General features: G+C 39.5%; 14 protein-coding genes. 6 read left to right on the top strand and 8 right to left on the bottom strand.

The features are described from left to right. Window positions 1–3: 3 nt before the first annotated feature. Together Q0X66_RS03830 and nagB are read right to left on the bottom strand one after the other, a co-directional pair. A complete protein-coding gene (locus Q0X66_RS03830; protein WP_297703366.1) occupies window positions 4–1,515 on the bottom strand; it encodes a family 10 glycosylhydrolase in 1,512 nt (503 codons plus the stop codon). 70 nt (window positions 1,516–1,585) lie between these two features. Then, complete coding sequence (gene nagB / locus Q0X66_RS03825; protein ID WP_297703364.1) at window positions 1,586–3,529, bottom strand: glucosamine-6-phosphate deaminase; 1,944 nt, start codon at window positions 3,527–3,529, stop codon at window positions 1,586–1,588. 186 nt (window positions 3,530–3,715) lie between these two features. Here nagB and Q0X66_RS03820 point away from each other — a divergent pair, with 186 nt between their 5' ends. Continuing rightward, window positions 3,716–4,465 carry a DeoR/GlpR family DNA-binding transcription regulator gene (locus Q0X66_RS03820; protein ID WP_297703362.1) on the top strand — a complete coding sequence of 250 codons (750 nt, stop codon included), beginning with the start codon at window positions 3,716–3,718 and terminating at the stop codon, window positions 4,463–4,465. A gap of 1 nt (window position 4,466) precedes the next feature. Next, window positions 4,467–5,282, top strand: coding sequence for an N-acetylmuramic acid 6-phosphate etherase (gene murQ, locus Q0X66_RS03815; protein ID WP_297703360.1), 816 nt, complete (start codon window positions 4,467–4,469; stop codon window positions 5,280–5,282). Between the two features lie 2 nt (window positions 5,283–5,284). Here the strand turns inward: murQ and Q0X66_RS03810 are convergent, their stop codons facing one another. Beyond that, the gene (locus Q0X66_RS03810) at window positions 5,285–5,686 is read right to left on the bottom strand and encodes a cytochrome c (RefSeq protein WP_297703358.1); all 402 of its coding nucleotides are present in this window, start codon (window positions 5,684–5,686) and stop codon (window positions 5,285–5,287) included. 56 nt (window positions 5,687–5,742) lie between these two features. Beyond that, window positions 5,743–6,861, bottom strand: coding sequence for a PQQ-dependent sugar dehydrogenase (locus Q0X66_RS03805; protein WP_297703356.1), 1,119 nt, complete (start codon window positions 6,859–6,861; stop codon window positions 5,743–5,745). A gap of 138 nt (window positions 6,862–6,999) precedes the next feature. Here Q0X66_RS03805 and Q0X66_RS03800 point away from each other — a divergent pair, with 138 nt between their 5' ends. From Q0X66_RS03800 to Q0X66_RS03785, 4 genes are read left to right on the top strand one after another with little or no spacing between them, the layout of a single operon-like run. Next, complete coding sequence (locus Q0X66_RS03800) at window positions 7,000–7,311, top strand: hypothetical protein (RefSeq protein ID WP_297703354.1); 312 nt, start codon at window positions 7,000–7,002, stop codon at window positions 7,309–7,311. Then, complete coding sequence (locus Q0X66_RS03795) at window positions 7,268–13,585, top strand: Two component regulator three Y domain-containing protein (RefSeq protein ID WP_297703351.1); 6,318 nt, start codon at window positions 7,268–7,270, stop codon at window positions 13,583–13,585. The genes Q0X66_RS03800 and Q0X66_RS03795 overlap by 44 nt, the downstream gene beginning before the upstream one ends. A 24-nt stretch (window positions 13,586–13,609) precedes the next feature. Continuing rightward, window positions 13,610–13,828 carry a hypothetical protein gene (locus Q0X66_RS03790; protein ID WP_297703349.1) on the top strand — a complete coding sequence of 73 codons (219 nt, stop codon included), beginning with the start codon at window positions 13,610–13,612 and terminating at the stop codon, window positions 13,826–13,828. Between the two features lie 41 nt (window positions 13,829–13,869). Next, entirely contained in the window at window positions 13,870–15,087 is a 1,218-nt protein-coding gene (locus Q0X66_RS03785; protein ID WP_297703347.1) for a T9SS type B sorting domain-containing protein, read from the top strand. A gap of 119 nt (window positions 15,088–15,206) precedes the next feature. On the opposite strand, the gene Q0X66_RS03780 is transcribed toward Q0X66_RS03785, so the two are convergent. The 4 genes from Q0X66_RS03780 to Q0X66_RS03765 all read right to left on the bottom strand — a co-directional run. Continuing rightward, window positions 15,207–15,614, bottom strand: coding sequence for a cytochrome c (locus tag Q0X66_RS03780; protein WP_297703344.1), 408 nt, complete (start codon window positions 15,612–15,614; stop codon window positions 15,207–15,209). Between the two features lie 27 nt (window positions 15,615–15,641). Then, entirely contained in the window at window positions 15,642–16,271 is a 630-nt protein-coding gene (locus Q0X66_RS03775) for a hypothetical protein (RefSeq protein WP_297703342.1), read from the bottom strand. Between the two features lies 1 nt (window position 16,272). After that, complete coding sequence (gene nrfD / locus Q0X66_RS03770) at window positions 16,273–17,613, bottom strand: NrfD/PsrC family molybdoenzyme membrane anchor subunit (RefSeq protein ID WP_297703340.1); 1,341 nt, start codon at window positions 17,611–17,613, stop codon at window positions 16,273–16,275. After that, the coding region (locus tag Q0X66_RS03765; protein ID WP_297703338.1) for a 4Fe-4S dicluster domain-containing protein at window positions 17,610–18,227 on the bottom strand (618 nt) is incomplete at its 5' end. The genes nrfD and Q0X66_RS03765, both read right to left, overlap by 4 nt.

The raw sequence follows: 18,227 nt of genomic DNA, 5'->3' as shown, positions 1-18,227 counted from the left end.
TATTTAGTTTAAATGTATGACAATTGGCTCACTTTCTTTTCTAAACTTATCCGTAAAAGTGATCGCAATTTTTTTTCTTTGGTCAATTAGCCCTTTACCCAGGTTAAAGAAGTTGTTGTCATCCATGAATATTTGGCCGATAATATTCTTAGGCTTGCAGAGGGGTGGCTTTTTAGGGTTTTTTATATTATAAATAGTGGCATATCTTATAATTCCTTTACTCGCGAATTTGAAAGTGAATTTGAGATAATTGTCTTTATCAAGTATAAAATCCAATTCCGGTAAAGGTTGGTCTTCATTTATAATTAATGGTGAAGCGGGCGTGAAGGAGGGATAAGAGTACAATTTATTTTTGATGTATTTTACAACGTCTACGTTCCCATTCATTAGTGATCTGGCACTAAAAAAGACATTACCCTGAACAGCTTCTGTTTTTCTTGCCAACTGCAATTGTTTTGGTAATTCTTTCATCTTATTCCAGGCTTGGTCGCTGTTGTTTCTTACTTTATAAGCACCATTACCTATGTAAAGATTTGAGTTTTTATGATTTTCTGCCCACCAGTCCATCAGAATGCGGTGGGAGGCTACTGGTAACTTTAAGCTCCAGTAAATCTGAGGGACCAAATAATCTATCCACCTTTTTTCCATCCATAAGAGGGGATCGGCAAAGAGATCTTCATAAGTGGTTTGCCCGGCTTTTGTGTCTGACCCTTTTGGGTCGGTAGCTATGTTCTTCCAAACCCCAAACGGACTTATTCCGAATTGCACCCAGGGTTTTTGTTCTTTAATGACCTGATTTGCTTGTTTAACGAGTGAATCGATATTACTTCTGCGCCAATCTTGCAGGGATTGATTGGTTTGAGCATAGGATGCATAGCTTAATGTATCATTAAAGATTTCATCCTTAATGGTATAGGGATAGAAGTAATCATCGAAATGAATGGCGTCTATATCGTATTGGGTAACCACTTCGTCAATAACTGAAACCATATGTTTCTGTACCTCAGGTAATCCCGGGTTATAATAATACTTTTTACCATATTTAATCATCCAATCCGGGTGCTTAAAGTAATCGTGAGATTCCGAAAGTACATCAGTATTCAGATTAAATGTGGCCCTGTATGGGTTAAGCCAGGCATGAAATTCAAAACCCCGAATATGGGCCTCTCTGATCATCCACTTCAGAGGGTCTTGATCTGTTTCCGGGGCAAGCCCTTCTTCTCCGCTTAAAAAACGAGACCAGGGTGAAAGATTTGACTTGTAAAAAGCGTCACCAGCAGTGCGTATTTGTAAGACAACGGCATTAAAATTTAGTGCTTTGTAAAAATTGAGAATGTCCAGGTATTCTTCTTTTTGCTTTTCCCAGGGGTCACCCGCTCTTTGTGGCCAGTCAATATTGACCACTGTAGCAATCCAAACTGCACGAAATTCCGTTTTTGGTATTGTGCCATTGTGTTTAATCAGGCTGCAAGATGACAGTAAAAGTAAAATAAAGACCCCAACTTTTTTTAGCATCAATTACGTTTAATCCCCTGCCTCTTCTAAGTTACGCAGGAAGAAGCAGGGTTGATTTAGCCTAAGATTATTAATTGAATTTATAACGTACAAATCCCTCCATGGCCTCATATTCTGCCATCCCCAGAGCATTATACTTTCTAGCGGTTTCTGTATTTCGCTGTTCTGCTCTTTGCCAGAATTCCCGTTGATCATTTCCAGGAAACATAGCACTGTCTTTTTGGGATTGATGCTTAAAAATAGCACTCTTTTTTCGTTCCATATCCATTGGGCCAATAGGTATGGTCATCTCCATGTCCGCGATATCCCATTCCTGCCATGCGCCTCTATAAAGCCAAACATAGCAATCATTTATCCATTCTGCTTTTTCCTTTACCAACCTGTCTAGAGCGCTGTAAATAACCTGGAGACAAACACGGTGAGTGCCATGTGGATCAGAAAGATCTCCCGCTGCAAATATTTGCTGGGGTTTTACTTTGTTAAGCAGATCATAAGTTATCTGCACATCTTCTTCAGAATAAGGTTTCTTTTTAACCGTTCCTGTTTCATAAAAAGGAAGGTTTTGAAAGTGGGCATTCTTTTCTTTAACACCGCAGTATCTGCACGCAGCCAGCGCTTCCCCTTTTCTAATTAGTCCTTTAAAAATTTGAATTTCCGGACTGTCCACCTGACCAGGTCTTTTGTTTTTAAGAAATGCCCGGACTTCTTTAACTTGCTCTGACAGGGCCTTATTATCTTGTTCCACATCCGTTGCGAAATCGAGAAAGCGGATTACTTCATCATCAAAAACGGCTATATTACCGGAAGTCTGGTAGGCTACATGAACTTCATGACCCTGATCCACCAACCTTAAAAGTGTGCCTCCCATGGAAATGACATCATCATCCGGATGGGGACTAAAAATTAGTGAAGTTTTAGGGTAGGGATCTTTTCTTTCTGGTCTTTGGCTATCATCGGCATTTGGTTTGCCACCAGGCCAGCCCGTAATAGTTCGCTGTAAATAATTGAAAACCCTAAGATTAATTTGTTCTGCAGATCCTATCTCAGCAATTAAGTTACCCATTCCATGCTCGTTATAGTCCTCATTGGTTAATTTTAGGATTGCTTTATTGAGTTTTTCAGAAAGCCAGATGGTTGCCCCTTTAATTAGCTTCTCATTCCAATCACATTCGCTTACCAACCATGGTGTGCTTATCCTTGTAAGGGAGGAAGCCGCTGCATGGTCAACTATAAAATCACATGCGTCATGATGCTGAAGAAAAGTTGCCGGTACAGATTCTCTTATCGGTCCTTCTACAGATTGCTTAATTACATTTGCTTTTCCTTCTCCCCAAGCCATCAAAATTATTCGCTTTGCCGCCATAATTGAGCCAACACCCATGGTAATAGCTTTTATGGGAACATTTTCCAAACCGAAAAAATCGCTTGCGGCATCTAATCGTGTAACTCTGTCAAGTCTGACTATTCTTGTTTTACTAACCAGGGATGAACCAGGTTCGTTAAAACCTATGTGGCCGGTTCGGCCAATTCCAAGAATTTGGATATCAATACCACCCGCGTTCAGAATTTTTTTCTCATAATTGATACAGAAATCCCGAACATCTTCTTTGTCCAATGTGCCGTCGGGGATATTGATATTACTTTTTTTGATATCAATATGATCAAACAAATGTTCGTTCATAAAGCGAACGTAGCTATGAATAGAATCGGATTCCATAGGGTAGTATTCATCCAGATTGAAGGTGATCACGTTTTTAAAACTAAGACCCTCTTCTTTATGAAATTTCACAAGGAATTCATACATCTTGGTAGGAGAGGAACCCGTTGCTAATCCCAATACTACATTTTTCCCCAGCTTTTGTCGCTGTCTAATTAGTTCTGCAATCTCATTGGCAACAAAAAAGGATGCCTGTTCAGAACTATCATGAATAACGGTGTTAATTTTTTCAAATTTCCGTGACTCTTCGTCAGTTGGAAAGCTCATTTCGCTTGGTTTTGTAAGTGTTTGTGCCATCTTAGCTGCTTATATTTTTGATTCTTTGAGGCAAAGATAGATAAATAATTGAAAAAATGCAGCATATTGCAATATATATTGCAAATAAATGCCATAAAATACCAAAGAATTAAAAAAAAACAGTAAAAAACAGCAAGTAAATTTATTTTGCTATCTTTGTAAACAGTAATTAATAGGATTCGATTTATGCTAAAGGAAGAGCGTCAGCTGACCATTTTAAATGAAGTAGAACTTCACAATCGCATATTGTTAACAGATATAGCTGAGAAACTGAATGTATCTATAGATACTGCAAGGAGAGATGTAAAAGAACTGGATGCCGTGAATAAATTACGGAAAGTACACGGGGGAGCAATATCTCTTGGCTTTACTGGCCTGGCCAGCAGTAATGCAAACATTTATGCGGTTGAGAAAAAGATAACTATTGCTCAAAAAGCAGTTGGTCTTATCCGTGAAGGAAGCGTAATATTCATTGATGGAGGTACGACATGTCTGGAACTTGTTCGTTTAATTCCACCACAACTTAAACTTACTTGTTTTACATTAAGTCTCCCCGTCGCCTGGCAATTGCTTGCTAACCCGGATATTAAAGTAATTTTTATTGGAGGAGAGATTTCCAGAGAGGCTCAAATTTCTATTGGGTCCTATACCATCCATCAATTATCTCAGATAAGATTTGACTACAGTTTTATAGGAACTGGTTATGTTGATGCAATACACGGGTTAACCGATTTTGATTGGGAAATAGTTCAGATGAAGAAGGCCGTTATCAACGCATCCAAAAAATCGGTACTTTTGTGCATATCTGAAAAGCTAAATTCACAGCATCAATATAAAACCTGTGACATTAACTCCATTAACACAATGATTACCGAATTAGCACCAGATAATAATCTTCTTAACCTCTACAGAAACCAGGATATTCACCTTCTATAATATGTCCGATTATATTAAAATTACGGAAACCCCTTCAGATTATACAGATTTGGAACTTATGAATACCCAATCTATTCTGGAGAACATCAACAATCAAGACCAGAAAGTGGCAGAGGCAGTTCAAAAGGTAATTCCGCAGCTTACAAAACTTGTCGATGCTCTTGAAGAGCGTTTTTACCAGGGAGGTCGTTTGTTTTACATAGGTGCAGGAACAAGCGGACGTTTAGGTATTTTAGATGCTTCAGAAATCCCACCAACCTATGGGATGCCACATGATAGAGTCATAGGCTTAATTGCCGGAGGAGATTCTGCCATTAGAAAAGCGGTGGAATTTGCAGAAGACGATACTAAACAGGCCTGGTTAGACCTTAAATCTTATAATATTTCCGAAAAAGACGTCCTTGTAGGTATAGCAGCTTCAGGTACAACACCTTATGTGCTTGGGGGTATTACCGATGCAAAAAAACATGGTGTATTAACAGCCGGAATTACCAACAATCCGGGATCACCTTTGCCAAATTTATCGGATATCCCCATAGAAATCAATGTAGGACCAGAATTTGTTACAGGAAGTACCCGGATGAAAAGTGGCACTTCTCAGAAACTTGCATTAAACATGATTAGTACTGCATTAATGATCAGGGTAGGCAGGGTAAAGGGTAATAAGATGGTAAATATGCAACTCAGCAATAATAAATTGGTGGATAGGGGCACCCGTTATCTCATGGAGGGTTTGAACTTGAATTATGAGGAGGCACAAAAGGTACTCAGTCAATACGGTTCAGTTAAAAAAGCCTTGGACGCACTTAAAAAATGAATTTATTTTAGGAGCGTATTTACCTCTTCAATAGTGACCATTTTTGCACCTGAATTTCCCCAGGAATTAAGCACATAATTCATTACATCGACAATTTCTTCGTTTTCCAGGCCCAGCGGCATCATGGTATTGTTATAGGTAACACCATTAACCATAAGTTCTCCCCGCTGCCCGTACTTTACTCCTTTAATGCTTGCTTCCCTGTTATTCATTAAATAATCTGATTTAGCCAGAGGAGGAAAGGTATTCTCTACACCTTCTCCGGTTTCTAAATGACAGCTAATACAAAAATCGGTATAGATTTCTTTACCTCTTTGAATGCTTTCTTTCAATTCTTTGTCCTGAATCAGAAAATATGTCAGACCAGAAACAATCAAGAGATAACTGCAAATAATAAATTTCATTGGATAACAAATTACGGAAATGGCGATTTAACTGTAGCTATATCGGTTGGTTGATATCATAGAGGAACCAATTTGTAAATACCTTTTCCTTCAACGGCAACATAAATAAAGCCATCCGGGGCCTGGCGAACATTCCTGACCCTGCCAATATCCTCCATAAGTTTCTCACGATAAGTAACTTCATTTCCATTTAATTCGAGCCGTTCAAGGTATTGAAAAACAAGAGACCCAACCAGCAAATTGCCTTTCCAGGCGGGATACTTATCTGAAGTTACAAACGTCATTCCACTTGGTGCAATAGAAGGAACCCAATAGTGAATGGGTTGTTCCATACCTTCCATCTCAGTTATATCTGTTATTGGAGTACCACTATAATTAATGCCATAGGTAATTACAGGCCAGCCATAGTTGACTCCTTTTTGTACAATATTTATTTCGTCTCCTCCTTGTGGGCCATGTTCATGGATCCATATGGCTCCTGTTTCAGGATGTTTGACCATCCCCTGAGGATTTCTGTTGCCATAGGTATAAATGGCTGTTTTGGCATTTGGGTCATTAAAAAACGGATTATCCTCCGGGATTCTACCATCTTCATGAATTCGGTAGATCTTTCCACAATCTCGGGTGATATCTTGTGGATTTATGTCGCGCTCCCCACGTTCACCTATGGAAAAATACAAATAACCCTGATCGTCAAATTCCAGTCTGGATCCGAAGTGTTGCCCTTTTGTAGTATTAGGTGAAGCTTTATACAGTATCTCTTTGTTTGTTAATGAGTTACCATTTAATTTAGCACGCATAATTGCAGTATTACCACCCTTGTCTTCTCCTTCTTCAGAGGCAAAGGAAAAGTAAATCCATCCGGTATTCTCATAATCCGGATGAAGCTCCATGTCCAATAAGCCGCCTTGTCCTCTATTATATACTTCTGGGCCATTTGTTATCGTTGATTTTTGTCCATCTTTAAAGAGAATGATCTCACCTGATTTTTCGGAAATTAACATACTGCCATCAGGTAAAAACACCATTCCCCATGGAATTTGAAGTTCATCAACTATCAATTCTGCGGTAAAAGTGGTTTCACTGGGTGTATTTACGTCATTATCTGTCTTCTGTGCACATGATAAATTGGTCATTACAACGAATAAATACAGGGCTTTGATACTATTTTTCATAATTCAGCGTTAAAAATATGTAATAAGTAGGCGATTTTGAAGCCTAAAGATAAAGAGAAATTATAAGTTTAAATAATTACGCTGTAGAATATTCTGATCCCAAATCATGCATATTCTTGCCATAACACGAATTAACCTATGCTCCAAAAAAACTCAAGGCAACTTGTGTATGCCGCGCTATTGCTCGCGCTGTCAATTGTGGGGACTTCGGCCATAGCAAATACCAAAGTTTATGAGCTTATATCGGAAATAGCATCTGAAGAAGATGAAGTTAATTCTTTGTCTGAAACTAATGCCATTGAAGTTGTTACGCCTTTTAAAAGCTCCAATACAACTGGATCCTTTTTAAATGCCACAATGTTCATGACTATTATTCAGGGGGCCAATGAGGAAGTAGTTTGCCCCAATGACGGTAGTACACTTGCAAAATTCTTTTTATGTGGGTTATGAATGGCAAAAACTTGATCCGAACAGATGCGCCTTGTCGGTTATTGAAGATTGCGCAAACACAAATAACACCTGTTATGATACCGTAGGTACAGGCTCTACCTATGACCTGGATTCTTCGGGAGAATTTCGTGTGCGTGTAGATGGTGGTCAATATTACTATTTTAAGTCCTCTTTAAACCCATTAGATCCTCAGCTCATTCATGAGGATATCATTTGTGGAAACCCAGGAAGGGTAGAAGTAACAAATGTCCCTGCGGGATATGAGTACAGTCTTAATAATTCCGGGGGTCCTTATCAGGATGACCCGTTTTTTGATATAACCACGGCCGGAGATTACACAGTATGGGTTCGTTTAAAAAATGTTTCGGGCAGTGCCTGTCTGTTTCCCTCAAATATCCAAACCGTACAGGATCTGGATATTACCGTAGATGTTACGGCATATGATATTTTGTGTAGCGGAGAGTTAGGAAGTATAGACGTCCAGGTATCCGGAGTCCCGGGATTTTATACCTATAGGCTTATAAAGGCTGGTGTTACAGTAGATACTTTTGGACCGGACTCGGCCAGTAATTATACTTTCGCCAACGTTAGTCCGGGTATTTATAGTGTACGTGTAGAAACTAATAAGTGTAATGAGCTCATAACATTAGATATTAATAATGATCCTATAGATATAGGAAGCGGGATTAGCCCTTTGGCGGTTTCTGCAACAGCATCGGATAGTTTTGGTTGTGGAGCGGCTTCGGTTGATGTTACAATTGATACTTCAGGAGGTACTTCTCCATATAGATACAGTTTGGATGCGGGTGTTAATTTTAGTGCACCTTATGCAAGTACGGCCATGTTTACTGTAACTTCGGCCGGGACATACAACATCTTGGTTGAAGATGCTAATGGCTGTATAAAGACGGCAAGTATAGACGTTGAAGATTTGCCACCACCCATTTTCACTATAACAACAGAAGATGCGAATTGTGGAGGGGTCAATGACGGTAGGATTACCGTTAATGTTACTAATGGATTTGGATATAATCTTGAATTCAGTAGCGATAATGGTACGAACTACCAGGGTAGTAATGTGTTTAATAATTTAGCGCCCGGCAGTTACGATGTGATCATCCGCTATCAGCAGGGCTCTTTTGTATGTACAACTCCGTCATCTACGGAAACAGTTGGTACTCCATCCAATATTACAGCTACTGCCACTCCCAATTCCATTCCTACATGTTTAAATGAGAACGGCGGACAGATAACAATTTCGGGTGTAGCCGGAGGGACACCCCCATACGACTATAGTATTGGTGCAGGTTTTAGTCCTACCACGGTTTATTCCAATCTCGGTGTGGGAACATACACTCCTCAAATCCGGGATGCAAATGGTTGTGTAGAAAGCCTGCCACCAATAGTCTTTGCTGCCTTAGACAAGCCAACGGATATGGACTTTACCATTTCCAGTATTGATTGTTTAACCAGCAGTGCCTCAGTTACCGTTGCTGTTACCGATGGTGCAGCACCTTATACCTATGAAATTATTGCCCCGGCGATCAGTGCTATTAACAATGGGAACAACCCCGTTTTTACTGGTCTGGGACTGGGAACTTATACTTTTAGGGTAACTGATAATGAAGGGTGTAGTTATGACGAAGTCTTTGCAATTACTGATATTAGTTCCATTGCGGTCCAGGCTCAGGCTACGAAGGTAGTGACCTGTGTTGGAGATAGTGATGGCGAGGGACGTTTCCTGGTAGATGGGTTTGATACTACCTACAGGTATCAGATTGATGCAGGTCCGGTATTTAACGGACAATCAGCTGGAATAATTAATGTTACAGGATTAACAGCAGGTAGTTATACGATTACAGTAACAGATGAGGACACTAATTGTGCCGATACGGCCACTTTAGTAATTCAGGAACCGGCTGTGGCTTTTGCTATAACCAGCCTTAATGTTACCCCTATGAGTTGTCAGAATGGTAATATTGGTAGCGTAACCATTAATACCGTTGGAGGCTGGGGTGGTAACCGATACACATTAACTCAACCAGATACGTCAACACGCGGACCTAAAAATGGGAATACCTTTTCAAACCTGTCTCTTGATGGCTTGTATCAGGTAAGTGTAACCGATGCCAATGGTTGTACAGTTACAGATAGTTTTACACTAACAATTTTAAATTCCCCTACAATCAGTTTAGATGCAGCTGCTTCAGATTTCTGTTATGACAATGTTGATGCGGCTACCCTTGCAGTGAATGCAGTTGGTGGTCTTCCACCATATCAATTCAGAGTTAATGGCGGGCCTTTAGGTGGCGCAAGTACTTTTATCAATCTAACACCGGGCAACTACGACATTGAGGTAATAGATGCCAATGATTGTCGGGATGATATTACTTTGACCATAGAACCTGAAATTACAGCTAGTGGCACCATAATCAGGCCATTAACTTGTGGTGGCATTTCTGCACAGATTCAGGTAAATATTTCTAACGGATACCCTTCAGCTGGTGACTATGACATCTATGAAGTAAGTATTGACGGTGCTCCTTATACTTCAAATTCTAATAATATTACGGGGAACTCCTTTATCTATGATATTCCAAATGGATCTATTTTAGTTCCTACAACCTATCAGTTTTTGGTAAGTGACAGTCAGGGATGTACGACAGAGACTAATGTGATCACTATTGATCCGCCAGAGAGTATTGTAGGATCAGCAAATCCAACAGATACCACCTGTGGTGATAATAATGGTATAATAACCCTGGTACCCGATACTAATTTTGGAGTACCTCCATATGAATATAGTGATGACAGTGGGACTAATTTTAGTTCCCAAAATATATTCTCAGGCTTCGCTCCGGGAATCTACAGTACTTTTGTTATCAGGGATAGTCGTGGGTGTATAACTCCTGTATTATCTGCTACAATTAATGCCAGTACCCCTGTTGATGCAACAGTAGTTGCTAATAATGCGGTGTGTGCAGCAGGTACTGTTGAAGGTTCAATAGATGTTACGGCTGTTGCTAATGGAACGCCTAATTACACCTATATTGTGCAAGATATTACAGGTACTACTGTCGCCACAGTAGGTCCAACAGCAAGTACTGCTGTTAATTTTCCAAATCTTATACCTGGTACTTATACTATATTAACGCAGGATGCATCGGGATGTGAGGACAGGGATACAGTTACTATTACGCAAAATCAGATAGATCTGGTTCCTGTATCGACTACAACACCACCCGATTGCACCACAGCCTTTACGTATATCGTGGATATAGTTGGTGGAACTCCACCCTACCAGATAGGTCTTTTAGGTGGCCCTTTAGGCCCTCCAAACGTGGATATCGACACACATGATTTTACGGGTCAAATAGCCTATGGTATAACTTATTTTGTTGAGGTAATTGATGCCCTGGGATGCCGATATATTGAACAAATAGATCCTATTTTAGGTCCTTCACCTATAGCAGTTGCAGCCACGGCGACAACGGCCTCATGTACACCGGGAGGTAACGGGCATATAGACTTTCAAGTAACTGGTATTGCCTCGCCTGCAGATCTTACAATTGAGTTACAGGATACGAATACAGGAGCTATTATAAGTGGTCCAACAGTATTAAACAATGAACCTATTCCATATAACGGCTCTTTTACAGCACTTCCGCCAGGCAATTATCAGATACTTGTAAATGATAACAATACAAGTTGTGATGCCAGTGCTCTGGTAGATATTATAACGGATATTCCAACATTGGTTGTTGATAATAATGAACCTGCAAATTGTAATGTGGGTGCATTGGTAACAGTTCGGGGAACCGGTGGTACCCCTGGTTATAACTTTGCATATGTTCCAACGGGTAATCCGGCTCCAGCTATTTTTACAGCACAGACCACTTATGAAATTGCGGGTCCATACCCCGCAGATTACGATTTCTTTACTACAGTAACTGTAACAGAAAATCCCGGTGTTCCTATCCCCACCCTGGATGTTGTGAATCAGTGTACTGCAGTTGCCAATTACACGGTTAACATACTCTCTCCTTTGAGCACAGGTTCAGGCCTGCCCGATGAGACATTTGAATATGATATTGGAGGCGGATTCCAAACAAGTCCTAATTTTATTGTACCTAACCCTGGTGATTATACCATAATTGTAAGGGACGGTAATGGTTGTACTAATAGTATAGTTGCAAGGGTATTTGATTTCTTTGCAATTACTGCAAGTGCAACTACGGAACCTACCTGTAACGCGGGAGATGGCGTAATTACGGTGAATACAACAGGTGGTAGTGGTAATTTTGAATTTCAACTTAGGGACAATTTGTTAAATCCGATTGGACCACCACAAGGTTCAAATATATTTATAAATGTATTACCCGGGAACTATGACATTTTAGTGACCGACCTGGATTCTAACACCATACCACTGTGTGAGGATAATGCCATAGTTGATGTTACTCTTGTTAACACTCCGGTTATATCAGCAACTCCCAAAGGAGATATTACTTGTAATGGGGCGAACGATGGTTATATTTCAGTAGAATTGCAACCGGGATCAGATACAGACAGTCCATTTACGTATGTCTTATACGATGGGGGTACTGCAACGGTTCTAGCTGGCCCTCAATCAACAGCTATTTTTGATAATTTAGCACAAGGTACATACCAGGTTGAAGTTATATCAGACAGAGGTTGTACAGATAGATCGGGAGACGTTGTAATTCTTGAGCCTACGCCATTACAAATCGCTACGACTAATACAGAATTTACTTGCGACCCCAGCAGTAACCGATTTAATACCGCTACAATTACAATATATACGGATACCAACGGAGATGGTACAGGGGCCAATACCGGTACCCCAACCTATACCTATAGTATGAATGATGGGACTCCGGCTTTTGATGGTACCAATTTCCAGACTAGCAATGTCTTTGAAGTAATTGACAATGGTACAGATCAAACCATAATTCTAATTGCTAAGGACCAAAACGGTTGTGAAATTACGGATACTGTTACTATTAACGCACCGGTGGGACTAACTTTTACGTTTAACGTGAATTCAATTAGTTGTGATGCATCAGGTACTGGAGTGAGTCCGGGTTCTATAGATATAATAATGGATCAGGGACCAGGAAATTATGATGTGGAAATATTGCCTTTGGGATCTGAACCAATTCAGAATTCTGGTGGTAGTGATACAGTGAGTTGGGCTATAAGTACACCCGGGAACTATATATTTGCAGTTACTGATGTTGGAAACGCGGGTTGTACCTACCTCACTCCTGTAGTAAATGTTCCTGACTACAATACCATTGATGCTCTTATTGCCGAGACCAAACCGGTTACCTGTTTTAATGGTACTGATGGAGAGATAAGTATTCAAATAAACAATTACAGCGGAATCTATAATTATGAAGTATTCTCACGAGATAATGCAGGTGTTGAAACAACCACTGGCGTTACCGGTACATTTGATACCAACATTCCAGCTCAGAATCCAGGCGTGATAACTGGTCTGCCTGCTGGTAATCTATTAGTTTATGTAGAGGCACTGGACATTCCTTATTGTGATGCGGTTAGTAATATAGCCACGGTTAGACAGCCAGACAGGGCTTTAACTGTTGCGCTTACACAAACGGCAGAGGTTACTTGCGCAATTCCGGGACTGGGAGAAGTATTTGCAGTAGGTGATGGTGGCTGGGGTAGTTTTGAATACCAGTTAATAGCCCCCGATGGTACCACTATTCTACAGGATTTTCCAAGTACGAACGACAGTTTTACAGGTTTATCTGATGGCATATATACAGTTAATGTAAGAGATTTGGAAGGATGTATTGAAACCAACACAATAAATTTAGCACTGCCGGCACCTATATATGCTGATATTCAGGTTGTTATTCCTTTACAATGTAACAATGATAATAATGGTGAGATAGAGGCCTTTAACGTAAGTGGAGGTCAGGGCCCCGGTAATTATTTGTACCAGCTTAATCGACTACTTGACGGTACCAGTAGTGGTATACAGACTACTACCAATTTTGGTAATTTATCAGCGGGTGATTACACGATTACTGTTTTTGACGGATGGGATTGTAGTTATACTACTGTTCCTATAAACATAGTTGATCCGGAGGTGGTTTTAGCAGAACTTGTTGAATTGTCACCGCCTGGTTGTGGTGATGTGGGAGTTATGGAATTAACGGTAACGAATCCTGAAGTAGGAATAAGTTATTTCTTCAGACGTGCAGGTACTGCAGATCCGATTTAGCTAACGCTACCATTAATTGTGCCGGTGAGGCAACTGGGATTATCCGTTCCGAAGCCTTTGGTGGCATTGGTAATTACGTATATTCCTTACTTAATTCAGATATACCGCCTTTCCCTTCAGGAGGTAATGTTGAAAGGAGTGCCCAGGCATCAGGAATATTCAGAGACCTTGGACCAGGAACTTATTGGGTTTATGCACAGAGTGGTGGATGTACTGCCATTTCTACCCCAATTACTATTGTAGATCCTCCTCCACTGGTACTCGATTATATAGAGGCAGTACCCGTGAGTTGTAATGGAGATACAGATGGGCAACTTATTATTGAAGCCAGTGGCGGTACCGGAATTATCCGTTATTCCATTGCAGATCAGTTAAGTGAATTCTTTGAGGCCGATGATCCTTTATTCCCTAACAGAAAAACATTTACCGATCTGGGACCAAGAAGTTATGAAGTTATTATTCAGGATGCTTTGGGTTGTACTATAACGCAGACTATCACTATAACCGAACCCATGGAATTAGTGGCAGGTGTTGTAGATTCTACCCCTGAAACCTGTCTGGGTGATCAGGACGGTACGGTAAGCCTGGATGTATTGGGTGGAACTCCTCCTTATGAATTTGCTTTAAATTCATCTGCCGATGTTGATTTTGCACCTAACCCCTCAATGTTCTGGGATAATCTTGTTGGTGGAGATACTTATGTAATCTTTGTACGTGATTCTAGAGGTTGTGAAACAAATGTTATTGTACCTATTGGAATAGGCGTAGAACTAATTGCTACGCCAATTATTCAATATGGATGTGATGGAATATTCCCGAACAGCACAGTTACAGTGGAAATGCAGGATCCCAGCCAGTATTCAGATTTGCTTTTTGCACTAAATCCTGCAGATCCGACAGATGCAATTACTGCTCTGGCAACAACAGAGAGGATCTGGGGTAATTTACCTGCTGGAGATCATACGGTATATATTTATCATTCTAATGGATGTACAACCTTCGTTGATTTTACAACGGATGCATATGAACCGTTAACGCTATCGGCGGTTAAAAGCGGTCCAAATGAAATAACCGCAACTGCTATGGGCGGATATGGAGGTTATGAGTATTTCTTCCAGGGCGTATCTTATGCCGATGTAAATGTATATGAGACAAATGAAGATGCTATAGTCAATATCATGGTAAGGGATCAGGGAGGTTGTGAAGCAGTAATAGCGATACCTTTTGATTTTACAGGAATGCTGGAGATACCAAATTTCTTTACGCCGGATGGAGATAACAATAATGAATTATGGTTTCCAAGAAACCGAGACTATTTCCCGAATATCGAAGTTAAGATCTACGACCGATATGGTAGGGTAGTAGCAGTATTGGATCAAGTATCTGGTTGGGACGGTAAATACGACGGAAGTGCACTTCCTTCAGGAGATTACTGGTATGTGGTGAATGCCAATGATAAAGAAAGACAACAGTATGTTGGCCACTTTACCTTGTATAGATAAGGAATAGGTATCCAAAAAGAAAAAACAGGTGTAAATTAATCATTTACACCTGTTTTTTTAAATAATAAGTATACGCATCACTAGTTGCCTCCATCTCTCCTGCTTACGGAAGTCCTATTTTATAATCCTTTTATATAGTTTATAACCAACCACTGTTCTTCCTCATCTGGTATTTTCTTTATAAAACTTGGCATATCATCTCTTCCAATGAATGATTTATAATATAGACTACCGTCTGTTTGACTTTTAAAGGAAGTATCTGTAAAATCTCCCACTGGTGTGTCGAGGGACTTTGCTTTTGTTCCGTCACCCTTCCCTTTAGAACCATGGCATGATTTACAATGTTTCGCATATAATATACGTCCAATTTGATCCTCATCTGAGGCGCTGGCGTAAGGATTTTTCATTTTTTCATATTTAGCAGGAACATCCCACGGATCCTGTTGATTGGATTTTATAACTTTCATTGACAACAGGATAAAACTGCCAACAAATACTGCTGCGATTAATAAAACTTGTTTTTTCATTATTATGGAATTTAAGTTATTGTCTACTCAAAAACTTTCTATTATATCTTTAAAATATTTTTCTTCATCAAAATGGGTATGTTTATCACTTTTGATTTTACCGATCTTATACAAGATAAAAATAATGTAACCAATAATAATCCACATTACAAGAATCATACCACTTACACTTATAACTAAAGTTATTGGTGCATTGGCTGCCGCTGCCGACAAAGATCGTTTTTCTTTAAATTGATCTACTGGAGTGGGTATGCCCCAATTTTTGATTGTTTCTAAAGTAAGATCATTGTAGATATCCGATTCCAATATTTTTACCACGATTTTAACATGCCCCTCCATGTTGCCAGGTAAATCTTCCGGAAATGGGATTTCAACTATGCCGTTCTCATCGGTGGCATTAAAAAAATCCCCTATGGGTAATAAACTGAAGGTTCTTTGTATATAAAAATATAATTCCAGGTCTTCAATAGGGCTTCCATCTTGGTCTGTAGCTTTTGCCTGGATTATTTTAGCTTCGTTATTATCTATGAAGGAAAGTGTTACAATGGCATCTTGTAAATCATCTTGCCCGTAACTAAATGTAATAGCTAGTAAAATGAAAGTTATGGCCATTATAATCTCTAAAAAATAATTAATAAGTTTTGTTTCAGATTTCATTTCAGAAAATATTTTGTTTAAAGACAATTTCAGAACCTTGTTGATATTTTTTAATAGGGATTACCGGAAATAATTTAATAAGCACTGTAATAATCAGTAATAACCAGGCAAAAGATGAAATGGTAATTGCCCACTCTTCCCAGGTTGGATTATAATGTAAATAGGATTCATCAACTCCCTGAATTGGTAAATATGGATGTTGCAATGAAGGGATTACTATTAAAAACCGTTTTAACCATGCCCCGAGTACCACAAATATGGATATTATTAATATTGGTAGTGGTTTGCGAAATGGTTTGATAGATAAGAGTATAATTGGTAAAACAAGACCACCCAGCTGAACAAACCAATACATTGGGGCATATTTTCCCACAAATAGTTCGGTGATATGTTCCCCTTCTAGCCCAACCATTTTAAAAGCTGGACCCAGATATTCGTTAATATTAAAATACAAGTAAACGAGCGAGAGGAGTACCAGTAGTTTGCCCATCTTGTCGAAATGAATAAGTGTAATGTATTTGCCCAGTTTTAGATGTTTCCTGACAAAATACATGGCAATAATGATTACAGCTGCGCCTGCCATGAATGCTCCTGAAACAAAATAAGGACCAAGGTTGGTGCTGTCCCATCCAGGACGCCAGGTTGTCGCAAACAGCCAGGAAGTAATCGTGTGGATCGCAAATGCAACCGGAAGTACAGCAATTGCCAATATTTTGTTTACTTTTTGCAGCATTGCTATTTGCTTGGGATGATTATGCCAATTGATGGCTGTAATTCTATATAATTTTTTTTTCCAATTAGGAATCTCCGTTAATCGGTCACGACAAAGAGCGATGTCTGGAAGTAAAGAAATATATAATAATAGTATGCTTATAACTAAATAAGTAGAAATTATAATTACGTCCCAAATAATGGGGGATTGGATTCTTAAATGCGTAATTACAAAAAAAATACGATCCGGACGACCCATGTCGACAATAATGATTACAGCGGCACAAATAATAGCAGCGACCGCAATAATTTCAGAAATTCTGGTAAGAGGTCTGGCCCACAAATTTTTGTTGAGTTTTAAAATGGAACTAAACAATGACCCTACCAGGCTAATAGCTACAAAAAAAACAAAATTCGAGATGTAAATTCCCCAGGAAGTATAATCTCTCATGGCAGTTACTACAAGTCCGTATCTTAATTGGCGATAATAGCCAATCATTCCTAATACAATAAGTATGAGTAAGAATACTATCCACAATTTATATTGTAAGGACGTTGTAATTATATGACTTAAGAGACGTTTTCCTCTTTTTGTTCTAAACTTTTGAAGTTCGATATTCGGTTTACTCATGACTCACTGTTTTCTTGGGTGGTCTCTTCAAAGGGGAACAACCTGTCAACAGGTGGGAGATAATAAACACGTGGTTCCGTACCTAATTCTTCCATATATCGATACCCGGCTTTTTCTTTCAGCAATGTAGATAACCGTACCGTTTCTTCTCCATTGGTAACGGTGTCGTCGATCTCATCCCCAAAGTAAATAACACCATTAGGACAGGAAGTAACACAATGGGGTAGCTTATTGTTCCGAAGCATGTCCGGGCAAAAATCACATTTTCCTACCGTGCCTATTTGACTTGGAAGACTGGTTTCAGGAGAATAAGGAATACTTTCATCTTCATCTGGTGGTTTTCCCCAGTTAAATACTCGTGCCGAATATGGGCAGGCAGCCATACAAAATCGACATCCAATACAACGTTCATTATCTATCAGTACAATACCATCTGTACGTTTATATGTTGCCCCAACCGGGCAGACTTTTACGCAGGGAGGGTTATCACATTGGAAACATTTTTTTGGCATCCAGTAAGGGGAAGATTTTTCATTATCCTGCATTTCCAAAACCTTAATGTAAGGTCTGTCTGGAGTTAAATTATGCGTATGGTCACATGCTTCAATGCATTT

The sequence above is a fragment of the uncultured Eudoraea sp. genome (genome assembly GCF_947260015.1).
In the GTDB taxonomy this organism is placed as follows: domain Bacteria; phylum Bacteroidota; class Bacteroidia; order Flavobacteriales; family Flavobacteriaceae; genus Eudoraea.
This window is presented reverse-complemented; position numbering and strand designations above follow the sequence as displayed.

Excerpts from the sequence above, each read along its gene's own strand:
- Q0X66_RS03830 (WP_297703366.1), bottom strand. The coding sequence starts at position 1,515 with ATGCTAAAAAAAGTTGGGGTCTTTATTTTACTTTTACTGTCATCTTGC.
- nagB (WP_297703364.1), bottom strand. The coding sequence starts at position 3,529 with ATGGCACAAACACTTACAAAACCAAGCGAAATGAGCTTTCCAACTGAC.
- Q0X66_RS03820 (WP_297703362.1), top strand. The coding sequence starts at position 3,716 with ATGCTAAAGGAAGAGCGTCAGCTGACCATTTTAAATGAAGTAGAACTT.
- murQ (WP_297703360.1), top strand. The coding sequence starts at position 4,467 with ATGTCCGATTATATTAAAATTACGGAAACCCCTTCAGATTATACAGAT.
- Q0X66_RS03810 (WP_297703358.1), bottom strand. The coding sequence starts at position 5,686 with ATGAAATTTATTATTTGCAGTTATCTCTTGATTGTTTCTGGTCTGACA.
- Q0X66_RS03805 (WP_297703356.1), bottom strand. The coding sequence starts at position 6,861 with ATGAAAAATAGTATCAAAGCCCTGTATTTATTCGTTGTAATGACCAAT.
- Q0X66_RS03800 (WP_297703354.1), top strand. The coding sequence starts at position 7,000 with ATGCTCCAAAAAAACTCAAGGCAACTTGTGTATGCCGCGCTATTGCTC.
- Q0X66_RS03795 (WP_297703351.1), top strand. The coding sequence starts at position 7,268 with ATGACGGTAGTACACTTGCAAAATTCTTTTTATGTGGGTTATGAATGG.
- Q0X66_RS03780 (WP_297703344.1), bottom strand. The coding sequence starts at position 15,614 with ATGAAAAAACAAGTTTTATTAATCGCAGCAGTATTTGTTGGCAGTTTT.
- Q0X66_RS03775 (WP_297703342.1), bottom strand. The coding sequence starts at position 16,271 with ATGAAATCTGAAACAAAACTTATTAATTATTTTTTAGAGATTATAATG.
- nrfD (WP_297703340.1), bottom strand. The coding sequence starts at position 17,613 with ATGAGTAAACCGAATATCGAACTTCAAAAGTTTAGAACAAAAAGAGGA.